The 21574-nt window shown below is 68.6% G+C and carries 15 protein-coding genes and 1 pseudogene; 11 read left to right on the plus strand and 5 right to left on the minus strand.

Annotation, left to right across the window (positions count from 1 at the left end):
- Nucleotides 1-63 precede the first annotated feature (63 nt).
- The 4 genes from IPN02_12800 to IPN02_12815 all read left to right on the plus strand — a co-directional run bounded on the left by IPN02_12800 (nt 64) and on the right by IPN02_12815 (nt 6443).
- Entirely contained in the window at nt 64-4227 is a 4164-nt protein-coding gene (locus IPN02_12800) for a TIGR02680 family protein (protein ID MBK9297682.1), read from the plus strand.
- Nucleotides 4224-5531, plus strand: coding sequence for a TIGR02679 family protein (locus tag IPN02_12805; protein ID MBK9297683.1), 1308 nt, complete (start codon nt 4224-4226; stop codon nt 5529-5531). Before IPN02_12800 ends, IPN02_12805 begins: the two co-directional genes overlap by 4 nt.
- Nucleotides 5532-5806: 275 nt before the next feature.
- Nucleotides 5807-6028 (plus strand): AbrB/MazE/SpoVT family DNA-binding domain-containing protein, encoded by a 222-nt coding sequence (locus tag IPN02_12810; protein MBK9297684.1) that lies wholly within the window; start codon nt 5807-5809, stop codon nt 6026-6028.
- Entirely contained in the window at nt 6012-6443 is a 432-nt protein-coding gene (locus IPN02_12815; protein ID MBK9297685.1) for a type II toxin-antitoxin system VapC family toxin, read from the plus strand. Before IPN02_12810 ends, IPN02_12815 begins: the two co-directional genes overlap by 17 nt.
- Here the strand turns inward: IPN02_12815 and IPN02_12820 are convergent.
- The 4 genes and pseudogenes from IPN02_12820 to IPN02_12835 form a co-directional block, all read right to left on the minus strand.
- Nucleotides 6433-8781, minus strand: coding sequence for a 1-acyl-sn-glycerol-3-phosphate acyltransferase (locus IPN02_12820; GenBank protein ID MBK9297686.1), 2349 nt, complete (start codon nt 8779-8781; stop codon nt 6433-6435). The genes IPN02_12815 and IPN02_12820 overlap by 11 nt on opposite strands.
- Nucleotides 8782-8798: 17 nt before the next feature.
- On the minus strand, nt 8799-10229 hold the full coding sequence (locus tag IPN02_12825; GenBank protein MBK9297687.1) for an HAD-IB family hydrolase: 1431 nt from the start codon (nt 10227-10229) through the stop codon (nt 8799-8801).
- Nucleotides 10229-10837 (minus strand): DUF1298 domain-containing protein, encoded by a 609-nt coding sequence (locus IPN02_12830; GenBank protein MBK9297688.1) that lies wholly within the window; start codon nt 10835-10837, stop codon nt 10229-10231. Before IPN02_12830 ends, IPN02_12825 begins: the two co-directional genes overlap by 1 nt.
- Before the next feature lie 52 nt (nt 10838-10889).
- Nucleotides 10890-11660: pseudogene (locus IPN02_12835) on the minus strand (wax ester/triacylglycerol synthase family O-acyltransferase).
- Between the two features lie 155 nt (nt 11661-11815).
- Here IPN02_12835 and IPN02_12840 point away from each other — a divergent pair.
- From IPN02_12840 to IPN02_12860, 5 genes are all read left to right on the plus strand, one after another.
- A complete protein-coding gene (locus IPN02_12840) occupies nt 11816-13321 on the plus strand; it encodes an amidase (protein MBK9297689.1) in 1506 nt (501 codons plus the stop codon).
- A 182-nt stretch (nt 13322-13503) separates the two neighbouring features.
- Complete coding sequence (locus IPN02_12845; GenBank protein ID MBK9297690.1) at nt 13504-15234, plus strand: ABC transporter ATP-binding protein; 1731 nt, start codon at nt 13504-13506, stop codon at nt 15232-15234.
- Entirely contained in the window at nt 15231-17207 is a 1977-nt protein-coding gene (locus tag IPN02_12850) for an ABC transporter ATP-binding protein (GenBank protein ID MBK9297691.1), read from the plus strand. Before IPN02_12845 ends, IPN02_12850 begins: the two co-directional genes overlap by 4 nt.
- A gap of 117 nt (nt 17208-17324) precedes the next feature.
- Complete coding sequence (locus tag IPN02_12855; protein ID MBK9297692.1) at nt 17325-17633, plus strand: hypothetical protein; 309 nt, start codon at nt 17325-17327, stop codon at nt 17631-17633.
- Entirely contained in the window at nt 17630-17872 is a 243-nt protein-coding gene (locus IPN02_12860; protein MBK9297693.1) for a YgiT-type zinc finger protein, read from the plus strand. Before IPN02_12855 ends, IPN02_12860 begins: the two co-directional genes overlap by 4 nt.
- Nucleotides 17873-17938: 66 nt before the next feature.
- Here the strand turns inward: IPN02_12860 and IPN02_12865 are convergent, their stop codons facing one another.
- Nucleotides 17939-19009 (minus strand): DUF1214 domain-containing protein, encoded by a 1071-nt coding sequence (locus tag IPN02_12865; protein ID MBK9297694.1) that lies wholly within the window; start codon nt 19007-19009, stop codon nt 17939-17941.
- 456 nt (nt 19010-19465) lie between these two features.
- Here IPN02_12865 and IPN02_12870 point away from each other — a divergent pair, with 456 nt between their 5' ends.
- Both IPN02_12870 and IPN02_12875 read left to right on the plus strand, forming a co-directional pair.
- Complete coding sequence (locus tag IPN02_12870; protein MBK9297695.1) at nt 19466-20302, plus strand: SDR family NAD(P)-dependent oxidoreductase; 837 nt, start codon at nt 19466-19468, stop codon at nt 20300-20302.
- Between the two features lie 13 nt (nt 20303-20315).
- Nucleotides 20316-21569 carry a DegT/DnrJ/EryC1/StrS family aminotransferase gene (locus IPN02_12875; GenBank protein MBK9297696.1) on the plus strand — a complete coding sequence of 418 codons (1254 nt, stop codon included), beginning with the start codon at nt 20316-20318 and terminating at the stop codon, nt 21567-21569.
- Nucleotides 21570-21574: the final 5 nt, after the last annotated feature.

Genomic DNA, 21574 nt, shown 5'->3' on the forward strand with positions numbered 1-21574 from the left:
GACACCCGCGCGAGCGTAGCGCCGACGGATCGGTGGAGGCCCCACCGTGCGGGGATCCGCAACGTGTGGGAATACGACGACCAGGTGTTCTCGTTCGCCGGCGGACGGCTGATCCTTCGTGGCCCCAACGGCTCGGGCAAATCCAACGCGCTGGCCCTGCTGTTCCCCTTCCTGATGGAGGGGGTGATGAGCGCCGACGCCATGGACCCGTTCGCCGGCGGCCGCTCGATGCGATCGCTGCTGCTCGGGGTGCTGCGCGATGACGAGGCGGGGTCACGCAAGTTCCGTCACGATCAGCGGCTTGGTTACGTGTGGATGGAGTTCGAACGGAACGCCTCGGGTGACGGGGCGACGCCCGCGCACCTCACGATCGGCTGCGGCGCCCGGGCGACCGCTGCGTCGACCAACACCGCGTCCTGGTTCTTCGTCACCGAGCAGCGGGTCGGGCTCGACTTCGACCTGGCGCCCGACGGCAGCCCGCTCACCCGGGGCCGCCTGCGCGACGAGCTGGGCATCGGCGCGGTGTTCGACACCGCCGAGACCTATCGGGCCGCAGTCGATCGTGCGCTGCTGGGCATGGGGTCCGACCGTCACCAGAAGCTGACCACGTTGATCCGGGTGCTTCGTCGCCCGCAGTTGGCGGGCAAGCTCGACCTTCGCCTGCTGTCCGAGGTGCTCTCCGGCGGACTTCCGGCGCTGGACGACCACGTGCTTGACGACGTGGCCCAAAGCCTGGATGACCTCGAGGCCACCCAGCGCGACCTGGCCGACCTGAAGGCCACCCGGGCCATCGTCGACGCCTTCGTGCCCGTCTACGTCACCTACCTCACCGGCGAGGCGCTGGGTCGATCGACAGCGGTGATCGATGCTGCCCAGGTACTGCGGCGGGCCAACCGGACCGTCGTCGACACCGTGGCCGAGGCCGCTCGCATCGAGGGCGCAGTGTCCGAGAACGAGGCCGGCCGTCGCAGCATGGCCCTGGAACGATCGGTGGTCGATGGGCGTCGCACCGCCGTCTTGGAATCGCCCGCCTACCGGGACGCCAGCAGCCTTGCCGAGGTGGAGGCGTCCGTGGGCCGGGCTGCCAAGTTCGAGGCCAAGGCGGCGGGACAGCGCGACGGCGCCGCCCAGCGCGCCGACGCGGCCGACGCGGCCGCAACCGCTGCCACCGGGCGGGCCGCCGAAACGCTGACCGGCGCCGAGGCGGCCCTCACCGAGGTCGAGGACGCGGCGGATGCCGGCGACATCGCCTGGACCCTCACCCGGGAGGAGGCACGGGTGCCCGACCGCTTGGAGCCGGGAGCCCGGGTGGCCGAGCGATCCCGGCGCGACGACCTCAAGGCGGTACGCGCAGCGTTGGGGCAACGCAACGAGGCCGCCCGGGACCACGTCCGTGCGGAGGAGGCCGCTTCCCAGGCGCTGCGCTCGGCCGACGACGCCGACGCGGTCGCGGCCGAGGCTGCGATCTCCACCGAGCAGGCTCGGGCAGCGCTGGGTGAGTCGGTTGAGCAGTGGGTGGCGACCGCACCCTGGGTGCCCGAGACCGTCGCTGCAGCGGGTGAGCGAGGATTGTCTGAAGCGGCGTTGGTCGGTCCCCGGTTGGTCGACACCGCGTCGGTTGGTGACCGGCTGGCCGACGCCATCGATGCGCTCGGCGAGTCGGGCGCACCGTCGCTTTCGGCAGCGTTCGGGGAGGCCACCGACCCGGCCCGGGTCGAGCTGATCGAACGCCGCAGCGCCAGCCGGGGCCTCATCGACACCCTGAAGGCCGAGGTCGTGTCGCTGGAAACCCAGCGCGACGAGGTGGGGTCGGAGACCGACCCGGGCCCGGCGCCGCCCACCTGGCGGACCGAACGTGAGCCCGGACGCCCCGGGGCGCCGCTGTGGCGGTGCTGCGACTGGGCACCGGGGGTCGACGACCACGATCGGGGCCAGCTGGAGGCGGCGCTGGACGCCGCCGGTCTGCTGGACGCCTGGATCGCACCCGATGGCCAAGAACCCGGCGGTGCAGCGCCAGCCGGGTCGGCCGACTCGTGGCTGGCGTCATCGCACGCGTCGGCGGCCGAACCGGACGATCGCTCGGACCTGACGTCGGTGCTGGTGCCATCGGTTCCCGGGGGATCGGGTCTCTCCGAGGCGGCCGTCAGTCGGGTGCTGGCGGTGATCACGCTCACCGAGGACGGCGTCGTCCATGACGGAGCAGGCGTCACCGTCGACGGTCGGTTCGCCCTCGGACCGTTGCGGGGCCGCACCACCAAACCCGAGCCGGAGTACGTGGGTGCCACCGCCCGGGCCGAGCGGCGACGCCGCCGTCTTGCCGAACTCGATGCCCTGATCGCGGCTGCCGAGGCGGCGGTCAACGTCGAGTCGGCAGTACTCCTCGGTCTGGAAGCCGCCCTGGCCGCGCTGGCAGCTGCGGCTGCGACCCTGCCGTCGGCGGACGCGTTGCTTCGTGCGGTCGACGCCGAACGGCGTGCTCGTTCGCAGGCCGAGGCCCATCGGGAGTTGGCCGAGCGGGCCGCCGAGGATGAGGCGCTCGCCGCCGAGGCGGCTGGCGCCGCCGAGGCCAACCTCCAGGCGACGGCGGTCCAGCACCGGCTGGAGGGCGACGCCGCCTCACTCGACCGGGTCACCGACCTGGTCGACCGCTACGCAGGTGCGGTCCGCACGGCGATCGCCGCCCGCCGGTCGGCAGAGGCCGATGCTGCACGGGCCGAGCAGGAACGTGGTCGGGCGGCCGACGCAGCGCAAGTGCTCGCCGACGCCGAGCGGGATCTGGCAGCAGCCGCCGAGGAGCACTCCACGCTGGCGTCCCGCGCGGCCACCCTGCGCGAGCGGCTGGGCGAGGATGCCGAGGCGCCACTGGAAGCGCTGAAGCGGGCCGAGGCCGAACTGCTGGCGCTCGACGAGCGGTCCGAAGTGTTGCGGGAAGCGCTCGGTGACCTCCAGACCGCGTTGGGCCGGGCTCAGGAGGCCGCCGACCAGGCACGAGGAGCGGTCGCCCGGCACGAGGGCACACTGGCGGCGCGATCCGAGCGGCTGCCGGTGTTGCGCCGTCACGATCTGCTGGCCCTGCTCGTGCCGGATCGATTCCCAACCGAGGTTGACGTGGTTCCACTTGAACCGTTGCCGATCGGCGCGGTCGAGTTTGCCCGGTGGCTGAACGACCGCCTGGATGGTTCCGCGCCGACACCCGAGCAGCGGGAGCAGAACGTCGCTGCGTTGGATCGTGCCCAGAAAAAGGTGATCGACGAGCTGCACCACGGATACGACGCCGCGTTCCCCCACGACGACGATCTCGTGACCGTCGAGATCAACTCCGACGGCGGTACCGTCTCGCTGGCCGACCTGACCGCCGAGCTGGCCCGCCAGGACGCGGCCCTCCAGAGCTATCTCACCGAGGGCGACCGGGAGGTGTTCGAGCGTTTCCTGCTCAACCAGGTGTCCCATCAGCTGCGGCGGCTGTTGACCGACGCCGACGAGTTCGTCGCCGGGGTCAACCAGGCGCTTGCCGATGTGCGAACCACCAGCCGCCTCGGCGTGGACCTGGGCTGGGAGCTCAACACCGACGACGCCGGTATCCGCCAGGCGGTCAAGTTGCTGCGCCACGACACCGAGCAGATGGGGGAGGAGGAGCGCCAGGCGTTGCGGGCGTTCTTCGAGCGGGTCATCCGCACCCAACGGGCCGAGGACCCGACCGCCGGGTATCGGGCTGCGCTGGAGAAGGCGCTCGACTACCGGTCCTGGCACGAGTTCCGGCCGTACCTGCGCACGGCGGACAACAAGCGGGTGAAGCTCACCCGCACTCAGTATCGTCAGCTGTCGGGCGGCGAGCAGGCGATGGCGCTGCACCAGCCCTTGTTCGCGGCGGCGGCCGCCCACTACGACCGGGCCGAGCCCGACGCCCCCCGCATGATCGCCCTCGACGAGGCATTCGCCGGGATCGACGAGGAGATGCGAGGCAAGCTGATGGGGCTGACCGTGGCCTTCGACCTGGACGTCATCCTGACCGGCCACGAGCTGTGGGGCGCCTACGGCGAGGTGCCGTCGGTGGCGGTGCTCGACCTGCTGCGCCGCCCGCCCGCCGAGGGGGTCAGCGTCGTGTCGCTGCGCTGGGACGGCCACGAACTGATCGATGATGGCGAGCTGGCGGGCACCGCCACCGAGTCGGTGCCCCAGCGTGCCCCTCACGAAGGCCTGTTTGCCCGCGACCCCGATCAAACGTGAGCGACGAACGACGCGAGAGCGCTCGCTCCAAGTTGCGGGGAACCGACTACTGGCCGCTGTGGGCGAAGGCGCTCAGGCGGCTGGAGCGCAACGGCCTCAGCCTGGAGGGCACCCCGCTGCGCCTCGATGGGCTGGAACCCGACCAGCGTCGGGCGATCGCGGGGCTGCTCGGCACGTCGGCTGCAGGCGACAAGCCACTTTCGGTCCGGCTGGAGACGTTGGACGGTCGACTGCGCCGCGGCGCCGCCGAGGTCGGCCTCGTCGAATGGCTGGAACTCCTGGACGGCCCGATCCGCAACCGACCGGCCGAGCGCGCCAGCGCTCAATCGGAGCGCGAGGAATCCTGGTCGTCGACCGAGGCTCATCCCGCGCTGGGCGATCGTGTCGACCTTCAGGCCTGGGTCACGGACGTCCGCCGAAGCGGGGCGGCGACCCGTATGGCGGGCTCGGTGTCGGCCGGCGCGGAGTTGGCGAGGCGGGTGCTCGACGTGATGGCAGCCCTCCCGGCCCACAACGTGACCCTCGCCCAACTCGCTGCGCAGCTCACCGGCGATGCCCACGCGCTCGACCGGGATCAGGCCCTTGGACGGTTGTCCGACGCAGCGATTCGCGTCATCGACGAAGCCAACGATCTGCCCGATGCCGGCGATGACAACGGACCGAATGGTGATGTACCGGCTGCCTACGGCTGGCGCCGGCGCTGGGCTCGTCAGGGGGTGATCTGCGACGAGTTGTCGGTGAGTGCGTTGGCCCTCAATCTGCCCGCCTCGGGCGAGGGGTTGACGTCCGGAGTCGTTTTCAACCACCGGAGGTGCGGAGAACCGGTTCGGCTGACGCTGCGGCAGTTGGGGGACGCCAAACTTGAGGTTCCCCCAGGGACGCTGGTGCGGATCTGCGAGAACCCGTCGGTGTTGGCCCATGCGGCCACGACCTTGGAGGGCGAGGCGGCTCCGTTGGTGTGCGTCGAGGGCCAACCGAACTCAGCGGTGTTGGCACTCTTGAATTTGCTGGCAGCCGACGGTGCCGAATTCGCCTATCACGGCGATTTCGATTGGGGCGGTCTCCGCATCGCCACCACCGTCATCGAGCGGTACGGCGCCGAGCCTTGGCGATTCGGCGTCGCCGACTATCTGGCCGCCGCTCCGGCTGGCACGTTGCTGCTGGACCCACCCAGTGCCGGTGCCACGGCGCCGTGGGCACCCGGCCTCGTCGAAGCGATGACCGCCCACAACGTCGCCATCCACGAAGAGCAGGTCCTCGACGACCTCCTCGCTGACCTAGCCGAAGGAGAGAGACAGAACTGAATCCTCCGCAGCGAACGCCTGGCTTCGACGGAGGGGGCGATCATTGGGACGGTCGACAGCGATGGCAACGCTCTCGACTCAGTGGTTGACGAGCTGCGAGGCGATGGTGGCCGCGTGGACGAGCGGGGTCGACGGCGGTTCGCTTCTGGGGACCGGGTCGTCGCTGGCCATTCGCCCGCGAAAGGGGCGGGTCGCCTACGCAGACGGGAGGGTCGCGGGTGGTAGCTCAATGGTAGATTTATGGTACGGAAACAACCATTGATCAGGCAGGCCGGTTGGTGATTCCCAAGCAGCTTCGTGACGTGGTTGGTTTGGTGCCCGGCAAGGTCGAGGTGACCGTCGATGGTGCAGCGCTGCGGATTGAACCGCTGGTTGACTCCGAATTGGATGAGACGAACGGCCTCGAGCTTGTCGATGGTCGCTTGGTCATCCCGGCGAGCGGGATGAAGCTCGACGATGCGCTGGTCGATGAGATGCGCCGTGCCGACCAGCGCTAAACGTCCGGACCGCTTGGTCGACACCAGCGTCGCGGTCGCGTTGGTCAGCGGTGATCACCCTTTTCATGTCGCAACGCGTCACTGCCTCGATGGCATGACCCTTGGCTTGTCCGGCCTTGCCGCGTTCGAGACCTTTTCGGTGCTCACTCGGCTGCCTCCGTCGAACCGGCGTTCACCGGACGTGATCTCGGCATTGATGGCCGCAAACTTCCCGGAGAACCGGTTCCTCTCGCCGGGCGCAGCAACCCTGCTTCTCGTCGGTTTGCCCGAGCTGGGAATCTCCGGCGGTTCGGTCTACGACGCGCTGGTGGCCGCAGCCGCCAAAGAGCATGGGCACACCTTGATGACCCGCGACCGCCGGGTGGTGGGTACCTATCAGCGTGTCGGCGTCACGTTCGAACTTCTCAGTACCTGACTTCGCCCCGAGCCGCCGTTCCGGGGCCGCCGACGAGATCGGGTGCGGTGTCCTCCAGGGTCATTCTCCGGAGCTCGGCCAGCCGGCGGACCCGGGCACCGAGGCGGTCGGCCAGCTCGGCTCGCCGGCGGGCGAGGTCGTCGGCGTCGGCGTCGTCTCCCTCACCTCCCAACAGTGAACGGTCGCCGAGCATCGAGTGTGCGCCGGTGAACAGCTGCTTGCCGATCGACGCACGTGTGGTGATCTGGCGGCGGAGGAACGCCTGCTCGCCCGCCCCCAGCGAGGCCTTCACCACGGCCTTGCGTTCGCCCGCCGGTTCGGCGCCCTGGTCGGCCAGCCACCTGGCGACCACCCAGTAGGCCTCGACCGAAGGCTGGAGCGTGGCGTGGGCTACCCGGGGGTTCATCGCCTCGAGCAGCTGGCGAGCGCCGTCGGGTCCCGACGCCAGCCGATCTCGCCAGGCTGGGTCGACGTCGCGAAGTTCCCGGTCGACGACGGCGTTCATCTCGTCGGTCGGCGGATGGAAGAACTCGAACTTCAACAGGTCCCGCACCTCCAACAGTTCGTCCCAGAAGGCCTCACCGACGAGCGCGGCCGAGGCCGGGTCAGCCTCGGCGGCGGCGAGCAGCGCGAGCTCGATCATCGCCCGGTTGACGAAGTAGTGGATGATCGTGTTGCGGTAGTACCCCGCGACCGGGTGCTGGGCCTCCTCGATCGAGAACACCGGTTGGTCACCATCGAGGTGGCGGGTGACGATGCCCTTGGCAAACACCAGCTCGGCCAGCGACACCAGCTCGTCATCCTCAACAGCCAGGCCCTCCGCCAGACGTACGTTGCGGCTCCGAAGCCACGACATCAACGTGCGCATGGTGACGTCGAGTTCCGCCAAGGTGAGCGCACCCGGGGCGGCGCCCATCAGCGCGGTGCACATCAGGGCCGGCAGCGTCACCGGCACCAGGGCGTTGGCCCGCCGCGCCACCTCGAAGGCGATCGATGCCACCTGCGCCTTGGTCGGCTCGGGCGCCGGACCCTCCAACACGATCGGGTCGGCCATGTCGAGGTAGACCCGACCCAGGGGTGAGCGCAGGCGCTGGAGGTAGCCGACGAACCAGCCGAGGCTCTCGGACTGCTTGGCCCGTCCCACCTCCTCGCCCGCATACTCGGCCGCCTCGCCGATCAGGTCGTAGTTGATCGACACCGGGATGAGGTGCAGGTTCTCGGTGCCGGTCGCGTGAGCTGCATCCAACGTGTACTTCAGCAGGCCGTACCGGGGCGGCATCAGCTTGCCCGTGCGGGAGCGGGTGCCCTCGAACGACCAGCTGAGCGGAAACCGCTTCTCCATCAGGTAGGCCAGGTACTGATGCAGGGCCAGCTTGTACACCGGGTTGTCGGCAAATGACCGCCGGATGAAGATGATGCCGCTGCGGCGCCCCATCGTGCCCACGCCGGCGAACGCGATGTTGAGGCCGCCCATGGCGTGGGGCGCCGGGAAGTCGTTCTCGTACAGCGTCGACAGCAGGGCGATGCCGTCGATGTGGGATTTGTGGGTCCACAACAGAGCGGAGGGATGGTCGGCCACCTGAGCCCGGGCGGCTGCGATGCGCTCGGGGTCGGTGACGATTCGCTCGTAGCCCAGCGACGTGATCTTGCGGGTGCTGGCACCCATCCAGTCGATGAAGAAGGTGGACGGGGTGGCCACCATTTCGGTGAGGTAGCGCCGAGCCTCGGCGGCCACGTCGGCTGGGTGCTTGCCCAACTCGTCGGCCCGCACGGCCACCGCCTCGCGAAACCCGGCCGACGCCTCGATGCCCGGAATGACCGCCCGCGGCACCTTGTAGCGCCGCCCGGTTTGGCGCCGCTCGGCCACGTCGAGGGTGATCGAGCCCATGCGGGCCACGAACCCACCGAAGGTCTCAGCCGGTACGCCATGGCCGTTGTGATCCGGGGCATCAACAAGGCGTTCCCGCAGCTCGCCGACGGTGGCCGAGGCGCCGGCTATCACCGTCGCCCGCTCGGGGTGGCGGGCGAGCGTCAGGCGGGCCAGCCGGGCGGACGGCCGGCGGGGATCGCCGATCAGCAGGTCGCGCAGGCGAGGTCCCGACCGTTCGGTGCCCCCGGCGGGCGTCCACATCACCCGCAGGGGCACCACCTCGGTGTGCTCGGAGGCAGCGTCCAGCCGGGCGGACAGGCCGGTGGCTTCGATCTCGCCCTCCAGATGGACAGCCATCATCTCGGCTGGGGTTGCCCCGCCAGAGCAACGACCGGGTGACCGTTGGTCGACCCACTCGCGCAGCAGCCGCTCCTCCACCTCGTGGCGCGCGTCCAACAGGTACAACACGGTGGCTCCTGGCTCGGTCAGCCCGGCCAGTCGGCCAGCGTGTCGAGGAATTGGCGTCGCACGCCCTCGATGCGCTCGGGGAGGTCGTCGAGCGTCCAGTCGTCCACCGAGATGGCGGGCAGCACCGCCACGTCGACCGTGCCGGGGTTCATCGAGGTGGCCTTGTTGCCGCCGATCAACTCGGCGTTGCGAATGACGATCGGCACCACCGGAATGCCGGCCGCCATCGCAATTCGGAAGGCGCCCTTCTTGAACGGACCGACGCCGGTGGTGTCCAGGCGCGTGCCCTCCGGGGACACGAGCACCGACAGGCCCTTGGCGGCCAACTGTTCGATCGCCTTGAGCGCATCGACCGATGCGGTGGTGTCGCCCCGGTCGATGAAGGCGATCTCCATGAACCGCCCGAACGTGCCGACGATCGGGTCGCTGCGTAGCTCGCCCTTGGCGACGGCGGTGAAGTCGCGCTTGACCACCGCCGTGGCCATGAAGGGATCGAAGCCGTTGCGGTGGTTGAAGATGAAGACGGCGGGCCGGGCGGCCTCGGCGTGCTGCTGGCCCACGATGTTGAGATGCACCCCGTTGACGGCGAACATCATCTCCACCCAGTGTTCGGACACGAAGTTGAGCGCTGCCCGCTTGTCGCCGGTGACCAAACCCAGGCTGACCCCGAGGCCGGCGATGGGCACCAGTGAACCGAGGGCGGCCACGGTCGAGAGCATCGACCCGGCGCCCCGGCTGGTCATGCGCAGGATCGGCCACCCCCGCTTCTTGGCCACCTTGCCAAGTGCTCCACCCGGGTTGGTGGGTCGGGGATTGCCCACCAGGTACATGAGGGCGAGGTCCTCGTCGCCGTCGGCATAGAAGTAGCAGTCGGCCAGATCGATGCCGCGGTCGGCAGCGAAACGCTGCACTGCGTCGGCCTTGCCCTCGCCCCAGATCACGGGCTGATCCATGGCACCGGTGAGCACACCGTCGTCGGTGGTGTAGCGGTTGCAGATCACGTGGTCGATGCCCAGGTAGTCGGCCACCGGCTGCACCTGGGGCGACGTCGCCGAGGAGCTGAGCACCACCGTGTGGCCCCGCTGCTGGTGCGCGAGCACGATCTCGCGCATCTCGGGGAACAGCCGATCGGCGATCTTCTTCTCGAAAAGGCGGAGCCCGAGTTCGTCGACGTCCTCGATGGTGCGACCCCGCCAGCCCTCGGCGCTCAGCTCGATCAGCCCGGTGACCGTTGAGCCGCCCAGGCCGCCGGTGGCCACCATCCCCAGGGTTCGCGCCAGTTCGGTAGCGGACACCTCCCGCCGCTTGAAGCGTTCCTCGGCGAAGTAACGGGCCGAATACCCGGCGATCAGGGTGCCATCGAGGTCGAAGAACGCCCCAACCTTTGCTCCCTCGGGGGAGGCAGCGATCTCGGCAACCGTGCCGGGCAGGCGTCGCTCGTCACCCATCAGGCTGCTCCGTCCGTCGACGGGGTGCTGGTGGTGGTGTCCGCCCGCCCGAGCGCCACGACGTCATCGAAGCCCCAGGCCAGCGATTCGGCGAAAGCGTCGGCGTCGGTCACGGCGGCGGTGTCGAGGTTGACCCCGATGTAGCAGTGTCGGGCCTGAGACACCATGGTGACCATCATCGCCACCCCGGGCGCCGGACCGATCGGCACGTTGGAGAGGATCTTGGCTCCGGCGATGTAGCGCTCGTCCGGGTGGCCGGGGACGTTGCTGGCCTGCACGTCGATGCCCAGCATGCCTGGGCCGGCGCCCGCCAGCGCTGCGTTGGGTAACCAGGCGGCCAGCGGGGCGACCAGCCGGCCGGGGTCGAGCGAGGAGCCGGTCCGGGCGGTCAGCACCTGTTCGCGCACCTGCTGCATTCGCCGAATCGGGTCCGGCTGGTCGGTCGGCAGCGCCAGCATGGCCGACGTCCAGTTGTTGGAGATGCCCGACTCGCCCGAGGCCCGAACGTTGACCGGCATGGCCAGCGGCACCGCCTCGACCGGCACTCCCATCATGTCGTGGTAGTGGCCGAGTGCCGCCCCGATCGCGGCCAGGTAGGCGTCGTTCACAGAGCAGTCGTGCGCCTTGGCGGCGTTGCGCAGCGCCGACAGGGGGCAGGTCGTAGGCGATGATGCGGCGGTGCAGGGAGCGGCCGGCCAGTAGCGGCGAGGGATCGGCTGGAGGGGTGAGGTTGAGCTTGGCAATGTTCGAAGCCACCGCCAGCGCCTGTTCCATCGTCCCGCTCGGGTCGCTGACTACCTGACCGGCGATTCCCGCCGCCTCGGACGCAACCCGCAACCCCTGGCGCAGCAGAGCGGCGGGCAGGCCACGAGCGGCCGACCGGGTGAGGTCGAGCGCGGTGACGTCCTCCGGGGTGGGAACCGGCGGCAGCGCTTCGGGCTCGGGGTGACGCTCCTCGGAGCGGATCACGCGGTCGAGGATCATCCCGCCGACGCCGTCGGTGACCGCATGGGAGAGCTTCCACACCAGTGCGCAGCGGGCGTCGCCGTCCTCGACGCCCTCGATCACCGTGACCTCCCACAGCGGTCGGTGTGGATCGAGCGGGGTCGCCTGGTCGATCTGGGCCAGGTCGAGCACCTCGCGCAGCCCGGCAGGTCCCGGCAGCGAGATCCACCGCAGGTGGTAGTCGAGGTCGAAGTCCGGGTCGATCACCCACCGTGCCGAGGCCAGCGGAACCAGCGGTGCCACCACGTGCTGGCGTAGGCGGGGAACGATGCGGCTGGCCCGATCCATGGCCAGGCGGAAGGCCGTGCGGTCCGGGACCTCGTCCAGCAACTCGACGGTCATGATGGTCGTGCGCGAGTGCGGGTCGGCGTCGGCCCGAAACATCATGTAGTCGAACGGGCTGAGCTCGTCGCTCCACTCGATCATGCCAACGTCCACGGCTCCCCCTCGTTGCGTCAAGCAAGCGTCACGATACCCACCTGCGATCTCTCATGCGCCGGTTCTTTGTGACGTGGCACGCGGGGAACCCGGCAGTGGTTCTAGGGTCGGCCGTGATCATCGAGGGTGGAACAGGGGGACATATGGGCTCGGACATCGACCGGTTGCTCGACGAACATGACGCCACGGCGGTGGCCGCTGCGATCCGCTCCGGCGAGGTCGACGCCGCCGAGGTGATGGCCGTCTCGATTGCACGGGCAGAAGAGCGCAACCCGGCGTTGAACGCGTTCGTGTCCACGCGCTTCGACCAGGCAGCGCAGGAAGCTGCGGCGCTCGACCGCGACGCGCCGTTCGCCGGGGTGCCGTTCGTGGTCAAGGACCTGGCTGCGCAGGTGGCCGGCCTTCCTCACACTCGCGGGTCACGACTTTTCGCCGATGACGTGTCCCAGTCCGATTCCGAGCTGGTGCGCCGCTACCGGGCGGCCGGCTTGATCATCCTGGGTACCACCAACGCGCCGGAGCTGGGCCTCAACGCCTCGACCGAACCGTCGCTCAACGGGCCGACCCGCAATCCCCATGGCCTCGATCACTCGACCGGCGGCTCGTCGGGCGGGACCGCTGCGGCGGTGGCGGCGGGAATCGTGCCGGTGGGGCACGGCAACGATGGTGGCGGTTCGATCCGCATTCCCTCGTCCGCCTGTGGGCTGTTCGGCCTGAAACCGTCGCGAGGCCGGGTCAGCGCTCACCCGGCCGCAACGCTGTTGGCCGACCCGATGGGTTGCCACCACGTGCTGGCCCGCTCGGTCCGCGACTCGGCCGCACTGCTGGACCTCACCGCCGGGGCGATGCCGGGCGATCCCTACGAGATCGCCCGGCCCTCCCGGCCGTGGGTCGAGGAAGTGGGAGCGCCCCCTGGGCCGTTGCGGATTGCCATGGTCCTCACGGCGCCGGGCGGCGAGGTAGCGCACCCTGAATGCGTGGCTGCGGTCGAGGCGACGGCAGCCACGCTCAGCGAGCTGGGGCACGAGGTGGTCGAGGCCGACCCGCCCTGGTCGGTCGAGCAACTGATGATCGGGATGAGCTCGTTGATGGCCACACCGATGGCGGTGGAGGTCGATGCCCGGCTGGCCCAGCTGGGGCGAGGCCTCGCCGACGATGACCTGGAGCCGTTCAGCCGCGTTCTCTATGACTCGGCCGCCGGTACCACCGGCAAGGGGCTGGTCACGGCCCTCGTCGCCTTGGAGGAGATGGCCCGCTCGATGGGCGAATTCATGATTGGTCACGACCTGCTGTTGAGCCCGACGCTGGCCCAACCGACCCCGCCGCTGGGGTATCTCGACACGAGCAACATCGAGGCGATGTTCGAGCGGGCCGCCACCTACTCGGCGTTCACCAGCCCGTTCAACATCACGGGCCAACCGGCGGCGTCGCTGCCGTTGACCGTCGGCTCCAACGGCATGCCGATCGGCGTGCAGCTGGTGGCACCGTTCGGCCGGGAGGACCGGCTGATCGCCGTGTCCTCCCAGGTCGAGGCTGCCCACCCGTGGCCGGTGGCGCCCGCCTGGCCGGCCCGGTCCGAGGCGGGCTGGCCCGACTACGTCGAGTCGCTTGCGCACACCACGGTGAGCGGCACCGGAGGCGAACGGTAGCGACGCACCAGGCGAGCGCTGATCCGCCGAAAGCTGACAGTTGTGCCAGACGGGAATACCCTGCAGGAGGCCGTGTTGGATATTCGGACGTGTGAGGTCAGCGGCTGTGCGCCGGAGCGCCGGGCGGCGAGCCCACCCGTCGACCCGCATGGCGTTCCCCCGAAGATTCTGGTGACCCCGACTTGCTGATCAAACTTTTGCGAAACCACCTCGGCCCGTTCAAGTGGCTGCTGGTGGGCATCGTGTTCTTCCAATTCCTCCAGACGCTGGGAACCTTGTTTCTGCCCACGTTGAACGCCGACATCATCGACAAGGGGGTGGCCACCGGCGACACCGGCTACATCTGGTCGGTCGGCGGGCTGATGCTGATCATCACGCTGGCTCAGGTGTGCTTCGCTGCGGTCGCCGTGTACTTCGGGGCCAAGATGTCCATGGGCTTCGGCCGCGATGTGCGCTCCAACCTGTTTCACAAGGTGACCGGCTTTTCCACCCAGGAGGTGGGCACCATCGGTGCGCCGTCGTTGATCACCCGGGTGACCAACGACGTCCAGCAGGTGCAGATGGTGCTGGTGATGGCAGCCACCCTGATGGTGGCCGCCCCGATCATGGCGATCGGCGGCATCGTGCTGGCGCTGCGCCAGGATGTCGGTCTGTCGGCGCTGCTGTTAGTGAGCGTCCCAGCGCTGGTGATCGGCATCGGCCTGGTGCTCGTCCGCCTGGTACCTCAGTTTCGGGCGATGCAGGAGCGCCTCGACGCGGTCAACGGTGTGCTGCGGGAACAGCTGATGGGCATCCGTGTGGTGCGGGCGTTCGTCCGGGAACCCTTCGAAGGGGTGCGCTTCGCCGGCGCCAACGATGATCTGACCGACACGTCGCTGAAAGCCGGCCGGTACCTGGCCTTCATGTTTCCGTTCGTCATGGTGGTGCTCAACCTGTCGAGCGTGGCGGCCGTGTGGATCGGCGGCAGCCGGATCGGTGCCGGCGACCTCGAGATCGGTCAGCTGATCGCCTTTCTGTCCTATCTGATCCAGATCCTGATGTCGGTGATGATGGCCACGTTCATGGCCGTGATGATCCCCCGGGCGGCGGTGAGCGCCGACCGCATCCAGGAGGTGCTCGACACGCCCTCCACGATCGTCGTGGCCGATCGACCCGTCGAGGCGCTCGCACGGCGGGGCTCGCTCGAGCTGCGCAACGTCGGCTTCGGCTACCCGGGCGCCGATGCGCCGGTGCTCGCCGGCATCACGCTCACCGCCTCGCCGGGAGAGACCACAGCGATCATCGGCAGCACGGGATCGGGCAAGACCACCCTGCTCAACCTGATCCCTCGGTTCTACGACGCCACCGAGGGTGAGGTGGTCGTCGACGGCGAGAACGTCCGCGACATGGTGCCCGAGCTGTTGTGGAGTCGCATCGGCATGGTGCCCCAGAAGCCCTACCTGTTCTCGGGCACCGTCGCCTCCAACCTGCGCTTCGGTGATCCTGACGCCACCGACGAACAGCTGTGGGAGGCGTTGGAGGTGGCCCAGGCCGCCGACTTCGTCGCCGACATGGACGGCGGCCTCGACGCCCGCATCGCCCAGGGGGGCTCCAACGTGTCCGGCGGGCAGCGCCAGCGGTTGGCGATCGCCCGGGCGCTGGTGCGCAAGCCGGGCATCTACCTGTTCGACGACTCCTTCTCGGCCCTCGACCTGGCCACCGACGCCCACCTCCGCGAGGCGCTGGTGCCATGGACCAGCGATGCCACCGTGGTCATCGTCGGCCAGCGTGTGGCCTCGATCCGTACCGCAGACCAGATCCTGGTGTTGGAGGACGGCGAGCAAGTGGGGTTGGGCACCCACGACCAACTGATCGAGACGTGTCCCACCTACCTGGAGATCGTGGAATCCCAGCGCGTGGAGGAGCCGGCATGAGCAACCCCACCGGTCACGACAAGCAGCCCATTGGCAACGACAAGCCCGACGGCAACCACAAGCCGGACGACTTGGCAGCGCTCGACAGCGACGCCGAAACCGGGTCGGCCCATGATCCCAAGAAGGTCGCCTCTGAGGCCCGGGCATCCGCGTCTCACGGTCCCAACCGGGCCGCTGCGGCCGGCATGCCGGCCGAGAAGCCCAAGGACCTCTCCGGTTCGGTCAAGCGGTTCGCCGGCCTGATGCGCCCCGAGCGCGCGGGCGCCATCGTGGTCGTGGCGCTGGCGATCGTGAGCGTCACCCTCACCGTGATCGGCCCCAGGGTGTTGGGCCGGGCGACCGATGTCATCGTCGCCGGTCTCAGCGGCAAGAGGGGGATCGACTTCGCCCAGCTGCACAACATCCTGATACTCGCTGCCGGGTTATACCTGGTGGCGTGGATCCTGTCGTACGGCCAGAACTACCTGCTCGCCGGCGTCGTGCAGCGCACCATGTCGCGGGTGCGTTGCGACGTTGAGGAGAAGATCAACCGGTTGCCCCTCAGCTACGTCGACCGCCAGCCACGCGGTGACCTGCTCAGCCGGGTCACCAACGACATCGACAACGTGGCCCAGAGCCTGCAACAGACCCTGGGTCAGATGCTGACCTCGCTGTTCACCATCGTCGGGGTGCTGCTGATGATGTTCATCATCTCCCCCCTCCTGGCGCTGGTGGCGCTGATCACGATCCCGGCCGCCCTCTTTCTCACCAAGTTCATCGCCGCCCGGTCGAAGAAGCGCTTCATCGCCCAGTGGAAGCACACCGGCACGCTCAACTCCCACGTTGAAGAGGCCTTCACCGGGCACGCCCTGGTCAAGGTGTTCGGCCGCCAAGCCGACACCGAAGCAGAGTTCAACGACGTCAACGAGCAACTGTACGAGGCCAGCTTCGGGGCGCAGTTCATCTCGGGGATCATCCAGCCGATGATGATGTTCCTGGGCAACCTCAACTTCGTGGCCATCGCGGTGATCGGCGGTCTGCGGGTGGCCTCGGGGTCGATGTCGTTGGGCGACGTACAGGCGTTCATCCAGTACTCCCGGCAGTTCACCCAGCCGCTCACGCAGGTGGCGGCGATGGCCAACGTGTTCCAGTCGGGCGTGGCGTCGATCGAGCGCGTGTTTGCCCTGCTCGACGTCGACGAGGAGTCGCCGGATCCGGGCCACCCCGCCGAGATGACCGAGCAGCGCCAGGGACGGGTGGAGTTTGCCGATGTGTCGTTCTCCTACGAACCGGACCGACCGCTGATCCGGGACCTGTCGCTCGTCGCACAGCCGGGCGAGACCGTGGCGATCGTCGGCCCAACCGGGGCCGGCAAGACCACGCTCGTCAACCTGTTGATGCGCTTCTACGACATCGATTCGGGCACGATCATGATCGATGGGGTCGATATCGCCCAGATGACCCGCCACCACCTGCGTGGCGCGATGGGCATGGTGCTTCAGGACACGTGGCTGTTCGGCGGGACGATCCGCGAGAACATCGCCTACGGCAACCTTGAGGCCTCCGAGGAGGAGATCATGATGGCCGCCAAGGCCACCTACGTCGACCGGTTCGTGCGCACGCTGCCCGACGGCTACGACACGGTGATCGACGACGAGGGCGGCAACGTGTCCGCCGGCGAGAAGCAGCTTCTGACGATCGCTCGGGCGTTTCTGGCCCAGCCGGCGATCCTGATCCTCGACGAGGCGACGTCGTCGGTCGACACCCGCACCGAGGTGCTGATCCAGCATGCGATGGCGGCGCTGCGCACCAACCGCACCAGCTTCGTCATCGCTCACCGCCTGTCGACGATCCGCGATGCTGACATCATCTTGGTGATGGACGACGGCCACATCGTCGAGCAGGGCAACCACGACGAGCTGCTGGCCGCCGGGGGCGCCTACGCAACGCTGTACAACGCCCAGTTTGCCGGCGCCGCCCGCGACGTGGTGTAGGGCGAGCAGCAAAGCCTGAGGTTCACCTGCGAAGAACCTCGATGCGGGTGGTCCCGCCGGCGATTGAATCGCGTATGTTGGAACGATGGGGCCGGGCGATAGCCAACTGGAGCGACAGTGAAGAGCCCGGTTCCTCGGCCGAAGATCTGGCGATTTGATCGGCTCATCACGGAGCATGCGTTCGACAAGCTTCGGCACATCGACTGCACGTTCGCAGAGTTCGACGCCGTCCTTGCACGGTCGACGGTGATCGAGGAAACGGTGATCTCGGAAGGGAACGTCAAGGAGCTGATCCTGATGATCGACTGGATACGTCCTCTGCATGCCGTTGTGGTTGTCGACGACCGCCGGGAGGAAGAACGAATTGTCACCGTCTACGAACCGCATGACGACCTGTGGGACGAGGGGTATCGTGTGAGGCGATGAAGCGATGCGGACAGTGTGATCAGGCGGAGAGAGTTCCGGTTCGCCGAGCGAAGCTGAGCGAGCGGAACCACAAGGTCGCCTTGGTTCTCGGGGTGCCCATGGAGGAGTGCCCCGCTTGCGGCGAGCGGTGGTTGGCATGGGACGTGGCTGAGCGTCTCGACGAAATGCTCAACAGCATGCTGGCAGGTGACATAGAGGTCGCCACCAGGCACTATGCAACCGACCTCGAGGCCGCGTAGAGCGGACGTCGTCGCGCCGGTTCCGGAGTGACGCAGGGAGTCTCGACGGCAAACCCTCTCGGTCACTTAACCGCTGAACTTGACGATGAAGCTGCTGTTAGCGGCGATCTTTTCGCCGAGCAGTACCCGGTAGGCGACCTGGCCCTTGCGGTAGCCCCGCAGCGGGATCCAGTTGGCGACGCCGGGGTCGCGCTCGGACACGGCGACGGTCACGGTGCCGTCCTCGGACATCTCGGCGTCGGCGCTGTTGATCGACGCCGGGGTGGAGCGCTGCTCCAAGGACTCGAACCAGGGGGTCGACACCACCACCGACCAGAACCGGCACGCCGGAGGCGTGAACGTGAGCGCGAGCTGTTCGTCGGTATCGAGCGTGAACCGACATCCCTGATAGGTGATGTCGGGTGTTGGGTAGAACAGCGACACCAGATCGTCGGAGACCTCGACATCTGGATCACTCTCGACCCGCGACCCCTCGGGGAAGGCCACCAGTTCGTACAGGGCGGCGTCTGCCCGGGCCTGACTGCAGATCCAGACGGCGGCGGCGTCGATCCCGGCTGCGAGGTCCGCCGGGTCGGGCAGACCGTCGATGCCTGCGCCGTCGGTTCGCTCGATCGTGATCGTTGCGGCTTGATGGTCGTGCGGATCTGAGAAGTACTCGCGCACCATGACCCAGAACGACCGGTCGTCGAGGTAAAGGCCGCCGGCGTCGTCCGGGGCGACCCCCGCGCCAACCGCGATCTCGAACGTTCCGTCAGTGGTGGTCATGTCGGTGTCGACCAGGCTCGAGACTGCGCGCACCGGTCCGCCCGGCTCGTCGCGTGAGTAGACCACCACGCCGACGTAGACGGCGTTGCCGGGCTTGATCGTCAGGGCGTAGCTGTGGGCCGACGACACCGGCATGGTCGTGTAGATCGTGTCCGGACTGTCGCCGAGAAACTTGCGGGTCGGCGACATCCACACCGTCGGCAGCGGCCGGGCCGGGTCGGCCCGCTCGACGAACAGGTCGAGGCCTGCCGAGCACAGACGCAACAGGTGCCGATGCGCATCGGCCTCCTCCGCAGCGCTGTCGAAGGGGCCCATCCCGTCGAGTGCCTCGCCGATCCGGTCGAGCAGCCGTCTCATCGCGTTGGCGGTCATGCGCGCAGGGTACCCAACCAGAACGATCGATCACGTTCTCCGGAGGGCGATCAGCGCCGCAGCGTAGGCGAAGCGGTGTGTCGCCCAATGCGCCAATATTGGGGTGTTCAGGCTCTGCGATCGCAGTTGCGCGGTGTGATGCCGTGACCACGCAGATCGCCACGGCGAGGTTGGCCGTGATGTACCAGACGCCCGGGAGCCCCAGGTTGCCGATCAGGTTCCATGCGCCGATGACCAACAGTGTCCCGACCAGCATCCGGTGATCGTCGATCGACCGGTCTGCCGTGCTGGCTGGGCGGTGATCCATCCGTTTTCCGCACAGAACGAGGATACGTGGTGCTCGGAGGGCCTCATGCGGGAGCGGTGTACGAAACCGGGTGGCTACGCTCGGGCTGTGGCACAGATCACGGTCGAGAGACGAGCCATGGGAACCCTGGTGGTAGCGAGGGGTGGACGATGAGCGGCCGGTTTTCGGGGCGTCGAGCGATTGTGACCGGAGCCAGCCGGGGCATCGGCGCCGGGGTGGCCGAGCGGTTGGCGGCGGAGGGTGCAGCGATGGCTTTGGTCGCCCGCACTGTGGAGGGCCACGATCGCCTCGTCGGCAGCCTGCAGGAGACAGCCGACCGTCTGGCCGTCTACGGCGTGCCGGTGGCGCTGGTGCCGGTCGACCTGTCCGATCCTGAGGCGCGGTCCCGGGTGGTCGACACAGCGGCCGAACGGCTGGGCGGCCCGATCGACATCCTGGTCAACAATGCAGCCGCGGCGATGTACGGCGACGTCGCCGACATGCCGCTGAAGCGACGTCGGTTGCTTTTCGAGCTCAACGTGCACGCCCCGCTCGACCTGGCCCAGGCGGCCATCCCGGCGATGCGGGCGGCGGGGGAGGGGTGGATGGTCAACGTGTCGAGCGCAACCTCCAGGCCGTGGGCCGGACCGCCGTTCGTGCTCGGGTCGCAGGGCGCGGCCACCACCGCTTACGGCGCGTCAAAGGCAGCGCTCAACCGCATGACCAACGGCCTCGGTGCCGAACTGGACGGCACCGGCATTCGAGCAAACACGATCGAACCCCGGGCGGCGGTGTTGACCGAGGGCGCCGACGCCCTGGTCGGTGGCACGCTTCGGGCCGACCAGGTGGAGACCCTGGAGCAGATGGTGGAGGCGGTCGTGGCACTCTGTGACTGCCCGGCCGATGTCACCGGGGCGTCGTTGGTCAGCGGCGACCTGCTCGACGAATGGGGAATCGAGGTGCGGAGGCTCGACGGCTCGGCACTCGACGAGAGCGCGACGAACTAACAGGGGGAGATCGATGAGCAAGCCATCCGACAAGCGGATCGACTACGCAGGCAGCGTGCACGGCGAGGAGGAGATTGCCGCCGTCGTCGACGTGCTCAGCGGGTCGTCGACAGCGATGCGCATCGGCAAGCACGTCCGCAAGCTGGAGCAACTGGTGGCGGCGACCTTCGACAAGCGGCGCGGGGTGATGGTCAACAGCGGCTCATCAGCGCTGTACCTGGCCATCGAGTTGCTCCGCCCGCAACCGGGCGACGAGATCATCACCTCGCCGGTGACGTTCTCCACCGATATCGCCCCGATGGCCCGGGCCGGCGTGACCCCGGTGTTCGTCGACGTCACGCCCGACACCTACCAGCTCGACACCGATCGGCTGGAGGAGGCGGTCACCGACCGGACCATCGCCATCCTCGTGCCCAACCTGATCGGCAACTGTCCGGACTGGGACGTGATCCGCGAGGTGGCCGACCGCCACGACCTCGTCGTCATCGAGGACAGCTGCGACTGCATGGGCGCCACGCTGCGGGGCACGCCGACCGGCGCCCGAGCGGACATGTCGCTCACCAGCTTCGCCCTGTCGCACATCATCACCGCCGCCGGCACCGGCGGCATGATCTGCCTGGACGACGACGAGTGGGTCGACCGGGCACTCAAGCTGCGCCGCTGGGGTCGCCGAAGCGAGGTGGCGCTGTGGGGCTCCAAACGGGGCGCCCCGGTCGAGGAGGGGGAGCGGCGGTTCTTCTCGCAGCTGCCGGACGGGCAGACCTACGACGACCTGTTCATCTTCGACGAGCTCGGCTGGAACTTTGAGCCGTCCGAGCTGTCGGCCGCGTTCGGTGTGGTGCAGATGGGCCGCCTCGACGGGTTCCTCGAGCGTCGCAAGGCCAACGAGGCCCAGCTCACCGACTTCTTCGGCGGCCACATCGAGCACTTCGTGCTGCCCCGGCTCACCCCCGACATCGACACCGCCTGGCACATGTACCCCATCCAGATCCGACCGGACTCGCCGATCGACCGGGGTGAGTTCCAGCTGCACATGGAGCGGGCGGGCGTGGACACCCGCATGGTGTGGACCGGCAACGCCACCCGTCAGCCGGCTTTTGCCGACATCACGTTCCGCCAGCCGGCCGACGGCCTGCCCAACGCCGACCGTGTGATGGAGACCGGCCTGGTGCTGCCCTGCAACCATGCGATCGACGACGACGGCGTCGCTTACATCTGCGAGACGGTCACCGCCTACCTGGACGGGTTGCCGGCGGGCGGTGCCTAGCATCC

Origin of the sequence: Candidatus Microthrix subdominans (assembly GCA_016719385.1) — a bacterium.
Taxonomy (GTDB): domain Bacteria; phylum Actinomycetota; class Acidimicrobiia; order Acidimicrobiales; family Microtrichaceae; genus Microthrix; species Microthrix subdominans.

What these genes read in the sequence shown, in the direction of transcription:
- IPN02_12850 (MBK9297691.1), top strand. Translation starts at nt 15,231, where the DNA reads ATGAGCAACCCCACCGGTCACGACAAGCAGCCCATTGGCAACGACAAG.
- IPN02_12825 (MBK9297687.1), bottom strand. Translation starts at nt 10,229, where the DNA reads ATGGGTGACGAGCGACGCCTGCCCGGCACGGTTGCCGAGATCGCTGCC.
- IPN02_12875 (MBK9297696.1), top strand. Translation starts at nt 20,316, where the DNA reads ATGAGCAAGCCATCCGACAAGCGGATCGACTACGCAGGCAGCGTGCAC.
- IPN02_12865 (MBK9297694.1), bottom strand. Translation starts at nt 19,009, where the DNA reads ATGACCGCCAACGCGATGAGACGGCTGCTCGACCGGATCGGCGAGGCA.
- IPN02_12870 (MBK9297695.1), top strand. Translation starts at nt 19,466, where the DNA reads ATGAGCGGCCGGTTTTCGGGGCGTCGAGCGATTGTGACCGGAGCCAGC.
- IPN02_12860 (MBK9297693.1), top strand. Translation starts at nt 17,630, where the DNA reads ATGAAGCGATGCGGACAGTGTGATCAGGCGGAGAGAGTTCCGGTTCGC.
- IPN02_12840 (MBK9297689.1), top strand. Translation starts at nt 11,816, where the DNA reads ATGGGCTCGGACATCGACCGGTTGCTCGACGAACATGACGCCACGGCG.